The organism is Candidatus Methanoperedens sp. BLZ2 (genome assembly GCF_002487355.1).
GTDB lineage: Archaea > Halobacteriota > Methanosarcinia > Methanosarcinales > Methanoperedenaceae > Methanoperedens.
In genome coordinates this window covers 18,712-39,026 of sequence record NZ_NTMG01000060.1, presented here as the reverse complement: position 1 = coordinate 39,026, position 20,315 = coordinate 18,712, and the positions used below count along the sequence as shown (strand labels likewise).

The following is a 20,315-nucleotide window of genomic DNA, read 5'->3' as shown; positions in this document are numbered from 1 at the left end:
TTTACGTTGTCCATTTTATCTCCTCCCGAACTTTCGTATTATAAATACAAGCGCAACAATAGCAATCACAACCATCCCGATCCCTGCTATCCCGCTTGAACCTGATTTTTCAACATTCACTTTGATGGTCTTTTCCTCGCCCTGGATATCGCCGCTCTTTGCACGCATGAATATTTCTTTTATCCCCGATCCGGCATCTGCCCGTGCTGTAATCTCAACAGGGATATTCCTTGATTCGCCAGCCTCCAGTTTTTCTATTGTCCCGAAGCTCCTTATCTGGGTACTGATGCCGCTTACTTCCTGTATCTCAAGCTGCACATCGCTCAATGCCTCATCCCCGCCGTTTCTCAGGCTTACACTGATTTCTGTCGAGCTGCCAGGATTAAGAGTTACTTCGCTGTAGCTCGGATAAAGGCTGAGTATCTGGCTATTCTCAAGACCTTTATTGACGGTAACTTCAAGTCTATGGGACACGCTCCTGTCATCCCCGCTGACAGCACCCACGAGTACAGGATATATGCCATCGCTTGCGTTCAGGGAAGGTTTGATTTTCACTATGAAATTTTGCTCGCCTTTTGCCGGCAGTTCAAGCGTGGTAAGCCTCACATTATCATCCGTATCCGAAAGAAACTCCACATTCCAGCCTTGCGGCTTATCCAGTGCTTTCAGGTTCAGCTTGAGCTGCTGGTCATATCTGTTTTTCAGGGATACGGCAAACTCTGCTGTATTTTCAGGCCGGACTTCAAGCCCTGCTATAGCTGAGCGCATTTCAAGATATGCACTCAATGCCTGGGTTGGATCAAGCTCAGGATTAATGGTGATACTCAGCGGCAGTGATATTATCTGGCTGCCGCTGTCCATAGAAGCGCCTACCAGCACCTCATAATCCCCGTCGGTTGAATTAACAGGAGGCTGGGCGACAACATCAAAATCCTGCTTACCTTTTGCAGGAATACTCATTTTTGTGATCCTTGCGCCGTCTGAAGAGAGCAGGTCCACGCCCCATTCACCTGGCTTTGAAAGTATCGAGAGCTTAACCGTTGCCCTGCTGTCATATTTGTTCTCAACTGTAACAAGGAATCTGGCTGGAATGCCAGGATGGGTCTTTCTTCCGGGTATGCCTGAGTATATATCAAGATTGGGCATAGCATTCCTGTCCACAGTTGCCGCAAAATCGCGGTATATCAATTCATAATTGGTAACATCCTCGCCATAAGGCTGCAACCCTATCCTTATCAGGTAGGAGCCGTTGCTTGTGTTTGGTGGAACCCGCACTCTTACAACGACCTGCTTTGAGGTTATTGAGTCTGCAGGGAAGGTTATCTGGCTGACCTGGTTGTTATCTGCATAGAAGCCCGCAAGCCAGTCGTCTGGTTTTTTGTCTATGAATAGTTTGACAGAGACGCTTTTTGTGGTGTTGTAGAGTTTTTTCAGTGTTGTGGTGAATTCGACTGTGTCACCCGGGCGGACGACTTTGCCTGTTATATCAGTGGTGGCTGTGACCTGGGAGAATTCTGCTGCGGCTAATGGTATCAGGAGTAATGTAAGTATTGTTATAATTCCAAAAATTCTTAAAATTTTATTCATGTACTTATGTCCTTCCTGAGAAATGCGATGAAAGCAATGATTAGAAGGATGATCGGGGTTACGATCAGCACTGTTAAATTCATCCAGAACTCGCTGAACCACTGGGAGAGTGTAAAGCGGGTGTCTAATATTCCTTTTATAGTGGCCGGTTCAGTTCCAAAACCTCCCCACCCAAGGTAGCCCTGGCCTGCTGCTGCTTCTGCATAATGATGAAGCGGAGATATATTCGCCAGGTTCAGTGCCAGTTCAAAAGACGTGCTGCCAATCCTGATTGGCTGACCAGTCAAAATGATTGCAGATGCGACTGAAATTGCTGCAAATACAGCACAGAAACCCAGCCAGAATACAACATTGTAAACCAATGAGTCTGATGCTTCTTTTACAACGATAGAAAGAATAACACTAATTCCCAGAAAGATAAGGCTGTAGAAGAAGGTTATTACGATGAACAAAAATAGCCTGCTCATCTCCATTCCGTTTATTGTGCCGCCTAAGATAAGAAGCAAGCTGCTGATTGATATAATAGTTGAAATTATCATGACCAGGGATAATGTTATCATTGCTCCTAAAATCTTACCAATAATAATATTATCCCTGAATACAGGATGCGTTAAAAGAACGTTTAAAGTTCCGGATTTTCGTTCTTTAACTATTGCATCAAATCCCAATACAACTCCTATTAGAGGGGAAAACCAGCCAATTATCTTGGTCACGCCTGAAAATCCAGCCATTAATAAAGAGCCTTCTTTTGTAAAGTCCTCAGCTTCCAACCCACTCTCATAGCTAAAACTGAAAATAATTAATGTAAAAGTAATAAGAAGAACTAAAAATACAGGACTAAAGATATTGTCTGCGAATTCTTTCTGGGCAATAACAATTGAATTTTTGAAGCTTATTTTCATAATTCCTCACAATGTTATATCCTTACGCAGGAATGCTACAAATGATGCGATGAATAAAATAATCGGTAAGGTGATTAGCACTATGAGGTTTGACCAATATTCCTGTATCCATTTATCCAGTGAATTACCTGTATCGAAGATTCCACTGCTTAGCTTACTTGATTGGATGCTTATTCCTCCCCAACTGAAACTTGGCACACCACTAACAGTTTCGGCATAGTGATGGAGCGGTGTAAATTTTTGCATTTTTGCGTTGAGTTCAAGTGTTGGATTATCAAAATCAAGAAAAGGTTGTCCGGTTATCATAGATGCTATTACTGCAATAATCGCACCAAACGCTACAACCACATTGAGCCAGATAGCTATCCCATAAATCAATGAGTTTGAAGCACTTTTCGAAACTATCGAGAGGAATATGCCAATACCTACGAAGATAGAGATATAAAGAAATGTCAGGATAGCAAAAATTAGTATACGCTCAAGCTGGAAAAGACTAACCTGCACTCCAGTTCCAAAGAGCATTGTTCCCACTGAAGCAATTACAGCTATACCCACAACCAGTGCCAATGTTGCCAAAGACCCAATAATTTTGCCTGTAATTATATTATCCCTGAATATGGGATGAGTTAAAAGAACATTTAGCGAACCCGATTTGCGTTCTTTCACTATTGTATCAAACCCAAGCGCAATTCCAAGCAACGGCAGGAAAAGCCCAATAATCTGAGCAACACCCAAAAAACCTATCTCAAACATATTACGTCCTTCGGTGACATTCCTATAGCTCATTGAGAATATTATTAGTGTAACGATTGAGAGTAATGCCAGGAACCTCATACTATAGAGATTATCTGCAAACTCCTTCTGTGCAATTACAAACACGTTTCCTAAATTCCGTTTCATTTAATCCTCCTCATTTTTTAAATCTGTTAGATATTAATATTAATGCGAACAATGCAAATATCAAGCTAAAACCTGGTGTTTCTGTTTCAGGAGTTTTATCTGCAGATGCTACTGTTATTGTACTGATTGTTTGCTCCGTTGGCCGCTCTTGAACCGTGATAAACTTAGTTGCAATTTTAATACCCTCTTTTAAAGCATTTAATCTGTAATTTCCCGCTTCTTTGAAGTTATAATGTAAAAATCCTGAATCATTAGTTACGCCTATCTCCTTATTATTTAGAAAGACTGTTGCATTTTTAATAGGCATCGATAGGGATTTAACTTCAATAAAGATTTCATCTCCTTCTCTAATTAGACCGGGGGTATAAATTGATACAGTTTCATCATATCCCTTCATTTTTAAAATATAGGCATGTTCTCGGTCAGTTATATTTTTAACTGTAAAAAGTATTCTGCTGCCGCTGGGGTTTAAGTATATATTGTTGTATGTATAGGTATCAGTCGATAGATTCGTAACAAGCGGGAATCGCTCAGTTCCATCCTGGTTTACTTTAATAATAGAGTCGTTCGTGAATGAATATATTTTGTTATCCAATCCCAAACCATATATTCCCTCCATGAATGTATAGTTGCTTTCTACCAGAGTAATTTCATCAGTTCCATCCGGATTTATTGTATAAACGCTTCTACTGTCCTCAGAACTAAAAACAATTCTGTCACCATTGGGACTCCATGCAATATAATTTACATTTTTCACGTCTGATGCTATTAGTTTCGTGATTATGCCCTCAGTGTCAAAAACATGAAGTCTGTATAAATTTTCCTTCTCATCAGTTCCTCTAAACACTATTTTTCTTCCATCCGGACTCCACGAAACGAATTCTAAATATTTTCCTGAATCCGGTATAGCAGCTGTTAGTTTTGTTGTCCGATCAAAGGACAACACATAATACTTATCAAAATTTCCTTGTTCATTATTTCTTGTTAAGATTATTTTTTTCCCATCAGGGCTCCATGAACCAAGCTCAAAATTTCCTTTTTCAATCAAGGTAGGGTTACCGTCGTCAATATCTATTACATAAATCCCATCGTTGGCCGCAAATACTAATTTTTCCTCATCCGGTTTCCAGCTCAATTTCCCACCTTGCATATCAGCGGTTAGCTGTTGAACAGAGGAGTTATCGGAATTAATTGTATATATTTCTCCATTTTTAGAACCCACAAAAGCGATTTTATTATGGTCTGGACTCCATATTATACTATACATGTCTGCACTAATACCGAGTTGAAGCTGCCGGACAGTAGAATTTTCCACATCGATTATGCATATTTGACTGTGATCTTTACCATCTACAAGTGCAATTTTGCTTTTATCAGGGCTCCACTGCATAGAAGGAGACCATAAACTATTTATCTTTGCCAGAATAGAGCCTTTTATGTCTGAAACGTAAAGATTAAAATCCTTCTCATCGCAGGGATTTATTACTTTGAATACAATTTTATCGCCATCCGGGCTCCACCAGGCAGATTCTATCCAACTAGCAGCATTGTTCCTTACCGCTCTAATACTTTCCTCAGTTCTTGCAATGTTGGTACTTTCAGTGCCGTTTGCATCTATCCAGAAAAGAGTTGAAGCTCTTTCATAAACGCCGAATTCACCGCATCTGACAGACTTTACATCATCGGATGATGCGTTTTTTGTCGAGATAAACATTTTGACTAAAATCAATAACTTAGACCCATCAGGAGACCACAAAAATATTGAATTATTAGAAAGAGAATCAAATTGATCAAAATCGATTGATTTTAACGTTTCTTTTTCGATGATATCCGTGATCTCAACCAGATTTTCAACGTTATCAGTATCTATAGTCAGGTTTGTTGCGCTGGCTATATTGATATGAGTTATGAATAAGACTATACAAAATGCGATCAGTATAAATCCGGTGCTTTTTTTCTTGGTCATCAGGCATTCCACTTTTTTATTATAAATTAAATATATTAACATAAGAATCCAATGGCATGGTTATTTGACAGATTTTGCCATCATTATCATCTCTTCTTTACTGAGTGAGGTATCGGTAAAACCATTCCCATTATAGGCGGAACCGAGAATGGTCAAGTTAAGCTTACCTATTTCCCAGCTTAACTGCTTTCCATCACTTTTTTCCAGTAAGCGGCCCTGAACGCCATTTATATCTACGAATTTCCATGGGGTTTTAGATGCAATTTTAGAGTCAATGGGGTCATCACCAACCACGAGGACTTCAAGTAAGGTCAGCGTTTCATTTTCCTTTGTATAGGTAAGCCTTGCCTGTTCGAGCTGTGCAGTAGTACCTCTGAACTTAGTTCCACTGGTTTGTGAAATATCCAGCGTGTATCCATCAGGTATATAAGCTGGTTTGAGAATTGTAAAGGAAACTTTTGTTTGCACTTCTGTAATCGCCATTTCTGTGTTTTTCTCCTGGGTAGATTCAGGTGTCGGAGTAGATATTGAATCCATGGTCTCTCCACTGTCAGATTGATTATCTTTGATAGTCCCAGCTTCCTTAATTGCGGATGAGTTGACTTTGATATTAGTACCAGTAAAGCCCAATGCAACAGCGAAGAGTATCGCCAACACTGATACAATGGATACTACAATTATTATTGATTTTCTCATTTTCTCACTCTATTCTTACACAGTACCTGTTTTTGTATTCATTTAGCTTTCATCTTATTATATATATATAATAAAAAAATAAAATTTTAAACATTGTATTAGTTTTGTACATTGATCTAATCTAGGTCTAGTTGATTTTCAGCCTAAATTGATACCAGTCATCAACTGAATGTCCTCCACTAAGTATGGTTTTTTGCTTCGTATTACCAGAAACATAAACACTACCTACATTATCGTTTCCGATAGTTGTGGTTGATGATGTATATATATCCAGCAGGACATAAGGCCAGTCGGCCGTATCCAATTCGTAGGATAGTAGCTGACCTGCATTGGTATTGAGATTGTACCAGTCAACGTCGCTGGTTTGGAGATATGCATTTCCATAGATATACCAGCTGCCGGATGGTATTGCTCGCTCAAGAGTGCTTGCACTGCTATAGTAATTACTGGCATCTCCTCCTCCTTGGATTGGATCTGCAAGCGCTACACCGCTGAATATGCTAAGTACCATTAGAGTCATAACACCTATTTTTATACTTGCTTTGATTCTTTTTCACCTTCTTTTTATATTACTCCGGAGGCAAAACCAAGCAAGTCTTTAATACATTTGAAGTACTAACCTTATTTTGCCTTCGGGCGATGTCCGGGGTTTAACCTTTCTTTGGTAAGTTCAGTTGAACCCCGCACGATTTCTTAAAAGTCTTAGATGCTTATATAATTTCTATGAAAAGTACCTAACTGATTCGGTTTGCAAATTGATTCAGTGAAATAAAGCAGCAGAAACGTTTGGTTGATTGATAACTCATGCATCGAACTTCAACCATTCAGGGTAGTCCAAAATCAGTTAGGTGGTTTTCATAGAAAACTCATATACTCCTTTGCTGTTATACCCTTTCGGTGATAACATGAAATGGTTAATTGCTTTATTTATGGTTGCAGCGTTGTTGTCTGTGCCAGTGGTATCGGCAAAAAATACAACAGAATACACAGTGCGTCCTTCAAGCGGTGAAATACCGCCAGTATCTATCCAGACATATGATTCTTTAACACAGGGTCAGACTAAAACATACTATACAAATGTGGGAAGCAGTGTAAACTGGCTTGAAGTCGACCTGAACTGTGGAGACAAAACCGATTCCCTCTCGCTGACCATATACACGCCCGGCAGCAGCCGCATTGGAACTTATTATGATTCAAGCGATGGAATAATTGACGGCAGGATACATATTGATATTGTTCCAGGTCAGGGTTATGTAGAAGCAGGACAATGGAAGTATGAGGCATATGGAGTATCAGTCGTTGGAACGGAAGACTACAACTTTAACGTGGCTCAGCATTAGACCGAGAATTTTCCTTCTTTATTTTTTCATTTTATTATCGGTCTCTACAGCCTATGCTACTGAATACACGGTACGTCCCTCCCAAAGTAACCAATTCGGCGCATCAGTAGCAGGGGAAGATGTTCATGAAATCGAAGTCAAACCTATTCCTTACTGGCTTTTTCTTCTTCTGCTGGGTTTTACTAAGGTAACCTCTTCTCCGGAAACTTTTTTTCCAATCAGGCTTTTTCCCATCCTTTGTGGCTATAAGAGATTAAACAGCTCAAATATTCTGGAAAATATGAACAGGGAAAAACTATATGGTTTTATTAAATCTTTCCCTGGAAGTTATTTCAGCGAGATAATAAAAGAAACAGGATTGAACAAAGGATCGGTCGAATACCACCTGAAAACGATGGAAACAAAAGAAATAATAGAATCATACAAAACAAACGGAAAACTTCGCTATTTTCTGAACCACTCTACTTATAATAAAGAAGAACGGACAGTAATTTCTGCGCTGAAGAATGATACTCATAGAAGGATTATTTTAGGGATACTTGGTAATCAAAATATAAATCATAAAACCCTTGCAGAAGGAATCGGAGTTTCTTCACCGACACTTACACAGCATATTAAACATCTGAAAGAACAGGGGATTGTTAAAGCTGATACAAATGGCAGGTACACAATTTACAGCATCAATTCCAATTACTTCGATTCATTGCAGGAATATTTGAACAAAACATCCTCATAAACTCAGAAAGAAAAAAATATATCTGTTCATGGCACAGGGCTTCAATGTGTAAAGGTGCGCTGCAAGCCTTGCCCGCATGGCTTACCATTTCCTGCGAGGTCACCTGAATAGGGTGATATTCGGAGTGTGCATTCCATACCGAATAATTGCTATAAACCTATACCAACTACATTTTAATATACAAACATGACCTTTAAGGTTGTAATAGAAACCTTTTTATCTTGATAAGACAAAACAACTTCTCATATGGTAAATAAAAAGGATGACTCTTACAAAGAGGTCCTCGAAATAAAAAAAAGCTGTATGAGATACATAATGACATGAAGCGGTTTGTTGAGCAGTCAAGCCAGCAGCATCTTGAACATGTACTTTCGGGTTCCCGCGCTAATTTTACGAATGCGATCATAGGGCATGTTCTTGATGATATCGAGGGCGGTCTTGAAAATAATATGGTCAAAAAATGCCAGATGCGGGATACCTGCAAATCCAACTTCACAGGATTCCTGCAAAAGAATGCAAGCCTGATAAAGCAGGATGAGGTTCATGAAGATATTATTTTGAAAAACCAGTCGGATCTAAACGGTATGAGGAGCAGTGCCCCATCGAAGCAGTGCGAGAAATGTTTTTCAAATGTCCAGACGCTTTTAGGGAAGCAGGTCGATCTGATGCGGTCGCTGCAAATATATAACACAGATACAGAAAAGAAGCAGGATATATCATTATTACCTGATGAACTGGTTGTTAATGACATACTTGAACCGATATCCAATAAACAGCGCCTTCAAATAATGAAAGCAATAGCAATAGAGACAAAAACCTTTTCCACGCTCACTGAACTCACAGGACTTCGCGGAGGGAATTTACTATTCCATTTGCAAAAACTGCTTGACAGCGGAATGATCTTACAGCGCCATGAGCGGGGAGACTATATGATCACGGATAAGGGATTCAAGGTCTTAAGAAGTATTGGTGATATGTATTCGGTATTGAGCTCCTGAATTTAATGTATTCAGATATAAGGTGAAGTTATGGATACTTTGGATAATGAAAATAAGACGGAATTCCAGACAGTGGAAGAGCTTATGATGACCCCGGCGCCTAAATTCAATGATGTTATGCGCTGCGTTTTTAAGATAAAGGATTATGAAATAGAGGTATATTTTTATCTTCTTGACCATTCCGGATCAACTATCGCTGAAGTTTCAGAGTCTCTTAAAAAGGATAGAAGTTCAATCCAGCGCTCACTTCAGACATTAATGGACAAAGGTATGATAGAACGAAAATTCAGGGTACTGGGCGCTGGCGGGTTTACTTATATTTACACATCTGTCCCGATTGAGGAAACAAAAATGATAATGAACAGGGAACTTAATGTCTGGTACAGGATGATGGGACAGCTCGTAACCAATTTTGAAAAACGATAATCGCTAGTGCTTATTTTACTCACTACTCCGCTGGATATTACTGGAATAACCCCAGATAATAGGTTGAGGTAAAAAATATGAGTAGTAAGATAATAGCCATTGATACAAACTTCATGCCCACCCCGCCGCCTGAGTAATGTAAAAGCTGCCTGCTTTCAAGGCAGCTATTTTTAGAGGTATTTATGTTAGACAATATAATTAAAGTTTTAAAAAACAAGTCATATTTTGCTATTGCTTTGTTTTCTATAGCAGTTATGACCTACATTTATGCAGTATTCACAAACCTGACAATGGGGGCGCAAATAAATCCCCTCAATGGTTTTTTGACTATTGTTATGTCAGTCCTTTCAGGAATTTATCTAACCATGTTCATATATAATCAAAGGGAGATGGGAATTAAAAAGCATGAAAAAACCGGCCTTGCAGGTATGTTTGTAGGTTTTTTCACATCAGCATGTCCCCTTTGCACGCCCCTTCTGGTGTCGCTGCTGGGAATATCAGCACCGCTGGCTTTCATTTTAGGCAAGAACCAATGGTTGGAAATAGCTTCCATCATGTTGCTTTTATTTGCCTTATTTAAACTCTCAGACAGCATGAATAATTGCACATTGAAATGAAGTTTTAATATATTCTATAATCGGGTGTGCTTATAATATTCACAACCTGAAGAGGGTTATTATCTATAAGGTAAATATAGAATTTGTCTGAAAAAGGCATATAAAACGGAGGACAGAATATGATAAAAGTAGCAATTGTAGTGTTAGCAGATACGGAAACGTATGGGGATATGGCCAGAGTTCACAATGCACTTCTAGCAGTAAAAGAATTTAAAGATGCAAACGATGAATTTAAGCTCATCTTTGACGGAGCAGGAACCAAATGGGTCAAAGAACTTTCCAAACAGGACCATATGTTTCATGAGTTGTTTGATTCAGTAAAAGACAAATCAACAGGAGTTTGCAGTTTTTGTGCCGGTGGTTTTGGTGTCAAAGAGTGTGCAGTGGAATCTCACATTTCTCTCAGTGAAGAATATGAGGGACATCCGAGCTTCAGGGAATTGATAGCAGAGGGTTACCAGATAATTACATTCTGAGTCCGGAATGCTCATTGAAAAATCGATTGAGCGGATTTATTTTTAAGTCCGTGTTTTTAATAATTCACATTTTTTTAAGATTTTTTGCTTTTATACAATCTTTGAAAACGGGTTCAAACATACTGCAAAAATATTCAAATGCCTTTTTTGATGTTGTTGTGCCTTTTTCTGTGAGGGAATAGATGATATTCCTCCCATCTTTCTTCGATGTTACAAGACCATTATTCTGCAGGTGTTTTAATGCAGGATATATCGTGCCCGGGGTGGGTTTGTTCCCTTTCATTTTTTCAAGTTCCAGCGCTATCTCCTCACCATACATGGGTCTTTTTGAGAGAAACCACATTATCAAAAACGAAAGCATCCCCCTCATATCACAGGATTCCGGTGCGCATATTTCCTCATTGCAATTGTTATCTGTCACTGGCCAATATTGGACGTCCGATATATTTAAATATTATTATTGGGTATGCAATACATCTGATCTTAACATGGTCAGGTCAAAGAGGAATAAATATGAAGATATTAGGAATTGTAGGCAGTCCAAGGAAAGGCAGCAGCACTGACCTTCTGGTGGACATGGTATTACAGGGAGCAGTTTCCAGGGGAGCAGCAGTTGAAAAAATAAACATTAGTGATCTGAATCTTGCATTTTGTACCGGGTGTATGGAATGCAGGCAAACTGGTGTTTGCAGAATAACAAAAGAGGATTCTGATGATGATCTTGCTATGATAATTGAAAAAATAGCAAGGGCTGAAGGGCTTGTGCTGGCATCCCCGGTATATATGCGGTATGTCCCTGGACAGTTTAAAAATTTATTTGACAGGCTGGTATCCCAGATAATCATTACACCTGGAAAAAATCCTCCTGAAATTAAATGCCGTATCCAGGGGAAGAGGAATAGTATTGTCATTGCAGCCTGCGGGAACCCGGATATTAAAATGGCAACTGAGACGCTGGAATTCCTGAAGAATGCAGCATTCGTGTACGGTAACGGCGGGACTGTTGTTTCGGAACTGGCATTAGGAGGTTTAATGCTTCCGGGGCAGATAAATTTAGATAAGAGAAAATTATTGAATTTGGCTTCAAATCTCAATATCCCTGAACCAGCAGTGGATAATATGATCAAACAATATAAATCAATTAAGGAACAGGCTTACCAGGGCGGGCAGAAGCTTGCATCAATGAAAGTAGATACCTTCTCAAAATAAACAAGATGTAAAAGTCAGGGTTGGCATAAAAGAAACGGAAAATCCTGTTCCAGTGAGTTATTGTTTTTTTATTTTTTATTGAAAATCATTATAACCATAATACTTATATAATTGGCTATGAATAATATTATATATCTTGTATGCATTTTATTAATATAACTCTGCTAAGCATACAGGTTTGGAAAATAAGTGTGTGAAAAGGTGTGTAAATATATAAGATGGAGTGACATTGACAGGTTTGCCAATAAAAACATTTAAAAATTTAAGAATAAATATAATACTGACAGTAATTATTTGTATATCAATTTCAGCAGGTGAATCAGCTGTACAGGCCAATGGTGGATATATAACATGGAACGATTTTACCGTGAATTCATATACGGAACACTGGCTGGGATTTTATGGTATGATAACAAATAATTCGATGACGATCGAGAATTTTGATATGAAAAATAATAAGGCTCTTCAACATATTTTTCCGGGTATAACCGTACATAAGGGCGATTATCTGATCATAACTACTTCACCTTCACCTCCTGACCTTTCAGGATTGAAAGCAGGTAATATTGCATCCATTGATGAAATAACAGGTATGGGCGACGATTCAGGTTCAAATACATTCACAAATTCTTCTAATTACCGGATACCTTATTCAGGAGCTTTGCTTGCTGATGTACCATCAATTTACATGTTGGATGGTATGGGGCATTATTCCAGGGAAGCATTACTTACAGATATTAATGGAGATCCGGTATTTGTTGTTCAGGTAGCCAATTCCGGTAAAAATAATGAAACTTATTCTTTTCAGTTTATGTTGCCTGACAATAGCAGAGACAATAGAAGACTATATTATTTATTTTATCTACAATCAGACATATAACAACATTTTTTAATTAATTCAAGACATAAGAGAGTAATCTATAAGCCTATAAATTCTATTGAGTACCTTATGTACCACCTTGAGTGCATTCAATGTCACAAGAAATATTCCGCAAAGGAAGTCATCTATACCTGTACCTGCGGTGGTCTGCTCGACGTTATTTACGATTATTCGCAAATCAATATTACTAAAAACGATTTGAAAGGCCCGCTTTCTGTCTGGAAGTATCGCGCCTTGCTGCCGATAAGCATAGACCCGGTATCCCTTAAAGAAGGCGGAACGCCGCTATATCGCGTTGACAGGATAGCAAAAAGTATCGGACTTAAGGATGTTTATGTCAAACATGAAGGCATGAACCCTACAGGCTCATTCAAGGACAGGGGGATGACAGTTGGTGTTACCAAAGCCATTGAACTTGGTATGAAAACGGTTGCCTGTGCATCTACCGGGAATACGTCCGCATCTTTAGCTGTGTACGGGGCAAGGGCAGGCGTTCCCGCCGTGGTTCTTCTTCCCTCAGGTAAAGTCGCCCTGGGAAAACTTGCCCAGGCACTCATGCATGGCGCAAAAGTGTTGAGCATCCGTGGAAATTTTGATGATGCGCTAAAACTTGTGCGAGACCTTTGCGACAGGGAAGGATTCTATCTTTTAAATTCTGTTAATCCGTATCGTCTTGAGGGACAAAAGACAATAGCTTTTGAGATCGCAGACCAGCTTGGATGGAAAGCGCCTGACAGGCTTGTGCTTCCGGTCGGGAATGCAGGCAATATCACTGCAATTTATAAAGGATTCAAGGAATTAAAGAATCTTGGTCTCATTGACAGTGTTCCGAAAATGACCGGAATACAGGCGCAAGGTGCAAGCCCTGTTGTTACGGCAATAAGGAATAACTCTGCTGCAATAACGCCTGAAGGTCACCCTGAAACAATTGCAACAGCTATCAGGATCGGAAATCCGGTAAATTCAATAAAAGCCTTAAAGGCGATCCGGGAATCCGGAGGAACTGCCGAAACCGTGACTGATGAGGAAATAATAAGCGCCCAGCAGGAACTTGCGTATCTTGAGGGGATAGGAGTAGAACCCGCAAGTGCTTCATCCATCGCAGGCCTTCGGAAACTTGTGAACCTTGGCGTTATTGATAAAGATGAAATAGTGGCATGTGTCACGACAGGGCATTTGCTCAAGGACTCAGAACACGTGCTTTCCGTATGCCCCAGACCCATGGAAATCGATGCGACGATTGAAGCGGTAAGGAAAGCGGTTTTCTCGAAATAAATTTTAAGGGAACAAATAATTTAATATTTTGAAGCGTCATTGTTGTAATTATAGCGAAGTTCGAAAATGACCGTAAACGCAAACAGTAATCAGGACAACGATTTAGAACGCGGCTAATTGTTCATAAAATTACAGACATTTATGAACTATGCTATAGCACTTCAGCGGGGGAATGAAAATATGAATAGAAAGTTATTATTGATTTTATTTGCATTGATCGTGATTTTAATAGCTGCAATTTCTTATTATGGCATAAAACCATCAGTTAAATCCGAAACTCTTCCCGAAATCGAACTTCCTCAAGGGTTCAGGATCGATTCTTTTGCAGAAAATATGGGTGGAAGTCCAGTATCATATCCCGGCCAGAATCCGGGTACAAGGATGATGCTATTGAAAGATGGAGTATTATTTGTCACAGTTCCAAAGATGGGAAGAGTTGTCGCTCTTCCCGATAGGAACAATGACAAGAAATCCGATGAAACAATAATATTCATCGACAATCTCAACAATCCGCATGGTATTGATTACTATGAAGGCTGGTTCTATATAGCCGAAGAGAACAGGGTTATCAGGGTAAAAGATAATGACAATAATTTGATCGCAGACAGGGATATAATAGAGGTTCTAATAGACGATTTATCCGCAGGCGGTCATTCCACAAGAACCCTGAAAATACATAATAACAGTTTATTCGTGAGTATCGGTTCATCATGCAACGTCTGCATAGAGGAGAATGAAAGAAGAGCCGCAATCCTCAAATGTACTCTTGAAGGGAAAGACTGCAAAGTTTTCGCAAAAGGCTTGAGAAATGCCGTGGGTATGGTTATTCATCCGGTAACCGGACAGATGTATGCTACTGAAAATGGCCGGGACTATCTTGGAGATGACCTGCCCCCTGATGAGGTCAATCTTATCAGGGAAGGCAAAAATTATGGCTGGCCAATATGTTATGGCAAGAATATCCATGACACTGATTTTGATAAGAATGTGTATATCAGGAATCCCTGTATGGAGCCGTATGAAACTCAAAGCCTGATTGACCTTCAGGCACATTCTGCGCCCCTGGGGCTTGCTTTCTACTATGGCGATAATTTCCCGCAGGAATACAGGGGTGATCTTTTCGTAGCTTTTCACGGCTCATGGAACCGCAAAGTTCCGACAGGCTATAAAATCATCAGCATAGACATGAATGATTATTCGGTGAAAGATTTCGCTACTGGTTGGCTCAATGACTCCAATGTGCTGGGAAGACCTGTGGATATTATCGTTGCAGATGACGGTTCGCTTTTTGTAAGCGATGATAACGCAGGAAAGATTTACAGGATATTTTATGGGGAGTGAGCTTTTGCTTTCAAATCAAGAAAATAAGAAAATAATACTCGAAACAGAACCAGACGTGAAGCCTTCGGAATTATTTGTAAGTGCCTCACCCCATGCTGTTGATAAAGCCATGAAAACATCACGCAAAATTGATGAAACCAAAATTTCCGCAATCGTCTAATGAAATCTCGTCTCTTACAGGGCGCCCACTGGCTCATAAGCTGGCTCCTTATTCAGATTGATACTGGCTATCACTGGCAAAGGATGATTTAATTTCAGACAATAGTTAAATCCTTATTTTCTCGAAAAGCTTATCGTAAGCTGTGTGAAAGTAATGTCACAATGAAAGAGCTTCTCTCCTGGGACCAGACACTTTTCAAAGACAGCGAATTATTTGAACTTGACCATATCCCTGAGCATTTCCTTCACAGGGATACACAACTTTCATCCCTGATGCATTGCATCCGGCCTGCCCTGGGCGGAGGTCGTCCCCTTAATAGTCTCTGTATAGGCGCTCCAGGGACAGGAAAAACAACAGCAGTTCAAAAGGTATTCGAGGAGATCGAAAAACATTCTGAAAAGCTGGTGCCGGTGCTCGTTAATTGCCAGGTCAATTCAACACGGTACGCTGTATTTTCACAGATATTCAAGAAACTCATCGGTTACGCGCCGCCAGCATCGGGCGCCTCTTTTAAGAAAATATTCGGCGATGTTGCAAAATATATAGTTGAGCATGAAAAAGTTCTCGTCGTAGCGCTTGATGATATGAATTACCTGTTCTATGACACCGAGGTCAATGATGTCCTGTACTCACTTCTGAGGGCTCATGAAACACACCCGGGCGCGCGAATGGGGGTTATTGCAATACTCAGCGACACGGGTGTTCCCCATATACTTGACCCCAAAGTTGAATCTGTGTTCCTGCCCGAAGAAGTGAAATTCCCGCCATATTCGATCGATGAGATACGCGATATCCTGTCAAACCGCGTAAAGTTAGGGTTTTATCCTGATGTGCTTGACGCAAATGTTCTTGAAAACATAACAAAGCACACTTTCGCACTTGGTGATCTGCGCGTGGGTATTGACTTATTAAAGCGCTCAGGGCTCAATTCGGAAAAGCGAGCAAGTAAAACAATTGCCCTGGAAGATGTGGAGTCAGCATATGAGAAATCCCGGCTTGTGCATCTTTCCTATATGATGCGTACTTTGAAAAAGGATGAAAAAATACTCCTTGGATTAATAGCGGATTCTCCTCAATCCAATTCAGGCGACCTTTATGAAAAATTCCACCAGAAGACTTCGCTTGGATACACGAGGTTTTATGAATTGCTGAACAAGCTTGGCTCTTTTAAGCTTATAGATACTGATTTTACAGGTAAGGGGGCGCGCGGGAGAAGCCGCATTGTCACACTTCGATTCAAACCCGAAGAAGTAAGAGTGAGATTGTAATAAGACTGTAGATAAGACTGTAGATAAGATTGTGGATAAGATTGTGGATAAGATTTTACATAACAGATTTTATAACTGTATCTGCATTTATCTGCATTTATCTGCGGTTTATTATTTCATTGATTATTTTGGATTCCCCATATTGATTTAAAAAACTATATATATCTTTATTGTCTATAATAGCTACCCAAAATTTTAATTCAATAAGGAGAAAATAAATGTCTAATCAAGTACAACCAATACTTCCACTTGCACCGGTAGAGCGAATAATTAGAAAAGCAGGAGCAGACAGGGTAGCAGAAGACGCAGGCGTTGAGCTTGCAAAAGTCCTTGAGGAATATGGCATAGAAATTTCGCGTGAAGCCATAACCCTTGCAAAACATGCAAAGAGAACAACTGTCAAAGAAGAAGATATCAGGCTTGCTGTTGCAAGATTGAAGAAACCGAGCTTCACCACATAAATTTACTTTTTTTCATTTTTTATTATGTTTTTGTATGACTATCGAAGATAATCTTGGTTATAAATTCAAAGATAAATATTTCATTAACCGCGCCCTTACGCGTAAAGCCTATGCTCTTGAACAAAAACAGCAAAATATCGAGTGTGAGGACCAGGAAATTTACCGGACACTGGGTGACGCTGTCCTGAAAACTGTTTTGATCGATCTTTTGATCAAAAGCGGCGTTAATTCAAGAGGGGAGATAACAAGCAGGAAGAGGAGCCTTGAACGGGAAGAAGGGCTTGCAGAGATCAGTAAAAAGCTTGGGGTCGGCGCATGCCTTAAATTAGGGAAAGGCGAGGGCAAACAAAAAGCAGATGAGGAACCTTATGTGCTGGCAGAGACTTTTGAAGCTGTGATAGGGGCGATATATCTTGATGGCGGATTTCTGGCCTGCAAAGGAATAATAGAGAAATTGTTTAATATTTAGACACCGCAAAGGGCGCAAAGTCGGCTATGAACTCTTGTTCATTATTGAATCGAGAAGCATGATTTTTTACTGTCAATGATATTACGTCTTCTTCTCAAGTTCTTTCCTTATCTTCTGAAAATCTTCTTCCAGGCCTGACCTGTACGCAAGATTGTAGAGCACTGCGGCAGGATGGAAGGTAGGTATTACAGTGACAGGCAGGCCAAGAAGTTTCTCTTTATAAGCCAGTCCTCTAACTGCGGTCAATCCCCTGACCTCTATGTTCACCTTTGAAAGAATATATTTTGTTGAATGCTTTCCCAGCGTTGCGATAACCCTGGGCCTTATTACCTGTATCTGTCTATCAAGATATGCAGTGCATGCCTCAACTTCGTCCGTTTTTGGCTCCCTGTTCTTTGGAGGCCTGTGCTTGACGATGTTACTGATATAGACCTCTTCCCTCCTGAGATTGATGCCTGAGATAAGCCTGTCTAGGAGCTTTCCCGCGTTCCCAACAAAAGGTCTTCCTGCCAGGTCTTCCCTGTATCCCGGCGCCTCGCCTATTAGCATAAGGGAGGCTTCAAGGTTTCCCTCTCCGGGAACCGGGTTTCTTGCGTACTGCCAGAGGCGGCATTTCCTGCAGACCCGCACCTCACTAACTATCTCGTCCATAAGTTCCTGATTTGACATGATCTTCAAATTCCTGCTGTTATCCTCCCTGTTATGATTAGCATGGTTTTATTTATACAGAGCTAAGATATATACCTGGTGAGAGTATGAAGTACATTGAGCTTGTTTGCCTCTACGAAGCAATAGGAGCAACAACGGCGCCTTGAGATTACACGCTATATCGTAGATTTTTTAAAAAAATATGAAGAACCAGGAAATAGCCAGAATATTGTACGAAATTGCCGAATATTTAGAAATGGAAGGTGTGGCTTTCAAGCCCCGGGCTTATAATAAAGCAGGCCTGGGACTTGAGACATTCAATCGCGATGTAGAGGATTTGTATAAGGAGGAGGGGTTTAAAGGGCTAAAAAAAATCCCGGGTGTTGGCGAAAGCATCGCTCAAAAAATTGAAGAATACCTCAAGACTGGTAAAATAAAATATTATGAGGATTTTAAAAAGAAAATACCATCTAGCGTCGAAGCCCTGACTGCCGTGGAAGGCGTGGGGCCGAGAAAGGTTAAGATAATCTATGAAGAGCTGGGTATCAAAAACCTGGACGAACTGGAGAAAGCGGCAGAAGAAGGTAAAATAAGGAAATTACCCGGTTTCGGGGAAAAAACAGAAAAAAACATCCTGGAAGGTATCGCGTTCCTGAAAAGAGAGAAGGGCAGATTTCTCCTGGGAGAAATATTGCCCACAGCCAGAGAAGTATTCGCGAAACTGGAAAAGTTGAAAGAAGTTGAAAAGTTGTCTATGGGCGGTTCGGTGAGAAGAATGAAAGACACTATCGGCGATCTGGATTTTTTGGCCATTTCTGAAAATCCGGAGAAAGTAATGGATCTTTTTGTTTCAATGCCCGGCGTGGTCAGGGTGTGGGGGAAAGGCGCTACCAGGGCATCTGTGCATATGAGCCAGGGATTCGATATGGATATCAGGGTTATTCCCAGAAAGAGCTACGGTTCTGCTTTGCAGTATTTTACCGGTTCCAGAGAACATAACATACATTTGCGCAAGATCGCCATTGAAAAGGGATTAAAGTTAAATGAATATGGCGTTTTTAAAGGGCAAGAGATGGTGGCGGGAGAAGATGAGGAAGAAGTGTACAAGGTTTTGGGCATGAACTGGATGGCGCCGGAATTGCGGGAAAACACGGGAGAAATCGAAGCAGCAATTCGCGAGGCTCAAGGCAAACCCGATGGTTTACCGAAGCTTATTGATTATAAGGATATCAAAGGAGATTTGCATTATCATTCGCGGTGGCAGGAAAGCGATGGCACCCCGATTGAAGAGGCAGCACTGGCTGCCATGGATTTTGGCTACGAGTATATCGGTATTTCCGAGCATACCAAAGCTTTGAAGATAGAACATGGTTTAGACGAGAAACAATTGCTTCACCATATTTCTGAAATAGAGAAAATTAATTCTCGCCTGAGCCAGGGCTCTGGTAAACAATCAAAATTCAGGATATTGAGCGGCTGTGAAGCCAACATTATGCAGGACGGGTCCATCGATATCGACGATAAAGTTTTAGCAGGACTCGATTACGTGATTGCTGGCGTCCATTCCAAATTCAAGATGCCTGTGGAAAAGATGACAGGGCGGATTATTAAGGCAATGGAAAATCCCCATGTGGACATCATTTCTCATCCCACCGGAAGGCTGATCATGAAGCGCGAAGAATACCAGATTGACGTGGAAAAAATCCTGGAGGCGGCAAGAGGAACGAAAACTGCCCTGGAAATAAATTCCTATCCAGAGCGGCTGGACATGAAGGATGTCTACATTAAAAGAGCCAGGGAAGAAGGGGTGAAGATGATTATCAATACGGATTCCCACATCCCTTCCCAATTACATTATATAGAATACGGCATTTCTCAGGCGCGCCGCGGCTGGGCTGAAAAAGAAGACATTATAAACTGCTGGCCAGTAGAGAAATTGCTAAAGTTTTTTAATGAATAA

23 protein-coding genes are annotated in these 20,315 nt (G+C 40.4%); 15 read left to right on the top strand and 8 right to left on the bottom strand.

Translation table 11 applies throughout. The features are described from left to right. Positions 1-15 precede the first annotated feature (15 nt). The 6 genes from CL181_RS10940 to CL181_RS10915 all read right to left on the bottom strand — a co-directional run bounded on the left by CL181_RS10940 (position 16) and on the right by CL181_RS10915 (position 6,562). Positions 16-1,587, bottom strand: coding sequence for a hypothetical protein (locus tag CL181_RS10940; RefSeq protein WP_097299342.1), 1,572 nt, complete (start codon positions 1,585-1,587; stop codon positions 16-18). Then, complete coding sequence (locus tag CL181_RS10935; RefSeq protein WP_255251542.1) at positions 1,584-2,489, bottom strand: ABC transporter permease; 906 nt, start codon at positions 2,487-2,489, stop codon at positions 1,584-1,586. The genes CL181_RS10940 and CL181_RS10935 overlap by 4 nt, the downstream gene beginning before the upstream one ends. 6 nt (positions 2,490-2,495) lie before the next feature. Next, positions 2,496-3,389, bottom strand: a complete 894-nt coding sequence (locus tag CL181_RS10930) for an ABC transporter permease (protein ID WP_097299341.1) — start codon at positions 3,387-3,389, stop codon at positions 2,496-2,498. Positions 3,390-3,399: 10 nt separating this feature from the next. After that, positions 3,400-5,355 (bottom strand): PD40 domain-containing protein, encoded by a 1,956-nt coding sequence (locus CL181_RS10925; protein WP_097299340.1) that lies wholly within the window; start codon positions 5,353-5,355, stop codon positions 3,400-3,402. A gap of 60 nt (positions 5,356-5,415) precedes the next feature. Continuing rightward, the gene (locus CL181_RS10920) at positions 5,416-6,051 is read right to left on the bottom strand and encodes a DUF4367 domain-containing protein (RefSeq protein ID WP_097299339.1); all 636 of its coding nucleotides are present in this window, start codon (positions 6,049-6,051) and stop codon (positions 5,416-5,418) included. Positions 6,052-6,178: 127 nt separating this feature from the next. Beyond that, the gene (locus CL181_RS10915) at positions 6,179-6,562 is read right to left on the bottom strand and encodes a hypothetical protein (RefSeq protein WP_097299338.1); all 384 of its coding nucleotides are present in this window, start codon (positions 6,560-6,562) and stop codon (positions 6,179-6,181) included. A 394-nt stretch (positions 6,563-6,956) separates the two neighbouring features. Between CL181_RS10915 and CL181_RS10910 the strand changes: the two genes are divergently transcribed. The 6 genes from CL181_RS10910 to CL181_RS10885 all read left to right on the top strand — a co-directional run bounded on the left by CL181_RS10910 (position 6,957) and on the right by CL181_RS10885 (position 10,644). Further along, positions 6,957-7,391, top strand: a complete 435-nt coding sequence (locus tag CL181_RS10910) for a peptidase (RefSeq protein ID WP_097299391.1) — start codon at positions 6,957-6,959, stop codon at positions 7,389-7,391. Continuing rightward, positions 7,351-8,127, top strand: coding sequence for a winged helix-turn-helix transcriptional regulator (locus tag CL181_RS10905; protein ID WP_176505176.1), 777 nt, complete (start codon positions 7,351-7,353; stop codon positions 8,125-8,127). The genes CL181_RS10910 and CL181_RS10905 overlap by 41 nt, the downstream gene beginning before the upstream one ends. 320 nt (positions 8,128-8,447) lie before the next feature. Then, positions 8,448-9,125 carry a winged helix-turn-helix domain-containing protein gene (locus tag CL181_RS10900; protein ID WP_097299336.1) on the top strand — a complete coding sequence of 226 codons (678 nt, stop codon included), beginning with the start codon at positions 8,448-8,450 and terminating at the stop codon, positions 9,123-9,125. Positions 9,126-9,155: 30 nt separating this feature from the next. Beyond that, entirely contained in the window at positions 9,156-9,551 is a 396-nt protein-coding gene (locus CL181_RS10895; protein ID WP_097299335.1) for a helix-turn-helix domain-containing protein, read from the top strand. Between the two features lie 182 nt (positions 9,552-9,733). Continuing rightward, positions 9,734-10,168, top strand: a complete 435-nt coding sequence (locus CL181_RS10890) for a hypothetical protein (protein WP_097299334.1) — start codon at positions 9,734-9,736, stop codon at positions 10,166-10,168. A gap of 119 nt (positions 10,169-10,287) precedes the next feature. After that, entirely contained in the window at positions 10,288-10,644 is a 357-nt protein-coding gene (locus CL181_RS10885) for a DsrE family protein (protein WP_097299333.1), read from the top strand. A 64-nt stretch (positions 10,645-10,708) separates the two neighbouring features. On the opposite strand, the gene CL181_RS10880 is transcribed toward CL181_RS10885, so the two are convergent. Continuing rightward, positions 10,709-11,065: a PadR family transcriptional regulator gene (locus CL181_RS10880; protein WP_217993156.1), complete on the bottom strand. Its 357-nt coding sequence runs from the start codon at positions 11,063-11,065 to the stop codon at positions 10,709-10,711. A 92-nt stretch (positions 11,066-11,157) separates the two neighbouring features. Between CL181_RS10880 and CL181_RS10875 the strand changes: the two genes are divergently transcribed. From CL181_RS10875 to CL181_RS10845, 8 genes are all read left to right on the top strand, one after another. Continuing rightward, a complete protein-coding gene (locus CL181_RS10875; RefSeq protein WP_097299331.1) occupies positions 11,158-11,853 on the top strand; it encodes a flavodoxin family protein in 696 nt (231 codons plus the stop codon). Positions 11,854-12,091: 238 nt separating this feature from the next. Further along, positions 12,092-12,733 (top strand): hypothetical protein, encoded by a 642-nt coding sequence (locus CL181_RS10870; protein WP_141398876.1) that lies wholly within the window; start codon positions 12,092-12,094, stop codon positions 12,731-12,733. 69 nt (positions 12,734-12,802) lie between these two features. Continuing rightward, on the top strand, positions 12,803-14,008 hold the full coding sequence (thrC, locus tag CL181_RS10865; protein ID WP_097299329.1) for a threonine synthase: 1,206 nt from the start codon (positions 12,803-12,805) through the stop codon (positions 14,006-14,008). A 180-nt stretch (positions 14,009-14,188) separates the two neighbouring features. After that, positions 14,189-15,349: a sorbosone dehydrogenase family protein gene (locus CL181_RS10860; protein WP_176505175.1), complete on the top strand. Its 1,161-nt coding sequence runs from the start codon at positions 14,189-14,191 to the stop codon at positions 15,347-15,349. Then, the gene (locus tag CL181_RS20415) at positions 15,339-15,509 is read left to right on the top strand and encodes a hypothetical protein (RefSeq protein WP_217993155.1); all 171 of its coding nucleotides are present in this window, start codon (positions 15,339-15,341) and stop codon (positions 15,507-15,509) included. Before CL181_RS10860 ends, CL181_RS20415 begins: the two co-directional genes overlap by 11 nt. A 161-nt stretch (positions 15,510-15,670) precedes the next feature. Then, positions 15,671-16,777 (top strand): ORC1-type DNA replication protein, encoded by a 1,107-nt coding sequence (locus CL181_RS10855; protein WP_097299327.1) that lies wholly within the window; start codon positions 15,671-15,673, stop codon positions 16,775-16,777. A 218-nt stretch (positions 16,778-16,995) separates the two neighbouring features. Continuing rightward, the gene (locus CL181_RS10850) at positions 16,996-17,238 is read left to right on the top strand and encodes a histone family protein (RefSeq protein WP_097299326.1); all 243 of its coding nucleotides are present in this window, start codon (positions 16,996-16,998) and stop codon (positions 17,236-17,238) included. Between the two features lie 34 nt (positions 17,239-17,272). Then, complete coding sequence (locus tag CL181_RS10845; protein ID WP_097299325.1) at positions 17,273-17,707, top strand: ribonuclease III domain-containing protein; 435 nt, start codon at positions 17,273-17,275, stop codon at positions 17,705-17,707. Between the two features lie 81 nt (positions 17,708-17,788). On the opposite strand, the gene udg is transcribed toward CL181_RS10845, so the two are convergent. Then, positions 17,789-18,376 carry a type-4 uracil-DNA glycosylase gene (gene udg / locus CL181_RS10840; RefSeq protein WP_255251545.1) on the bottom strand — a complete coding sequence of 196 codons (588 nt, stop codon included), beginning with the start codon at positions 18,374-18,376 and terminating at the stop codon, positions 17,789-17,791. A 181-nt stretch (positions 18,377-18,557) separates the two neighbouring features. On the opposite strand from udg, the gene polX reads away from it, so the two are divergent. Then, complete coding sequence (gene polX / locus CL181_RS10835) at positions 18,558-20,315, top strand: DNA polymerase/3'-5' exonuclease PolX (protein ID WP_097299324.1); 1,758 nt, start codon at positions 18,558-18,560, stop codon at positions 20,313-20,315.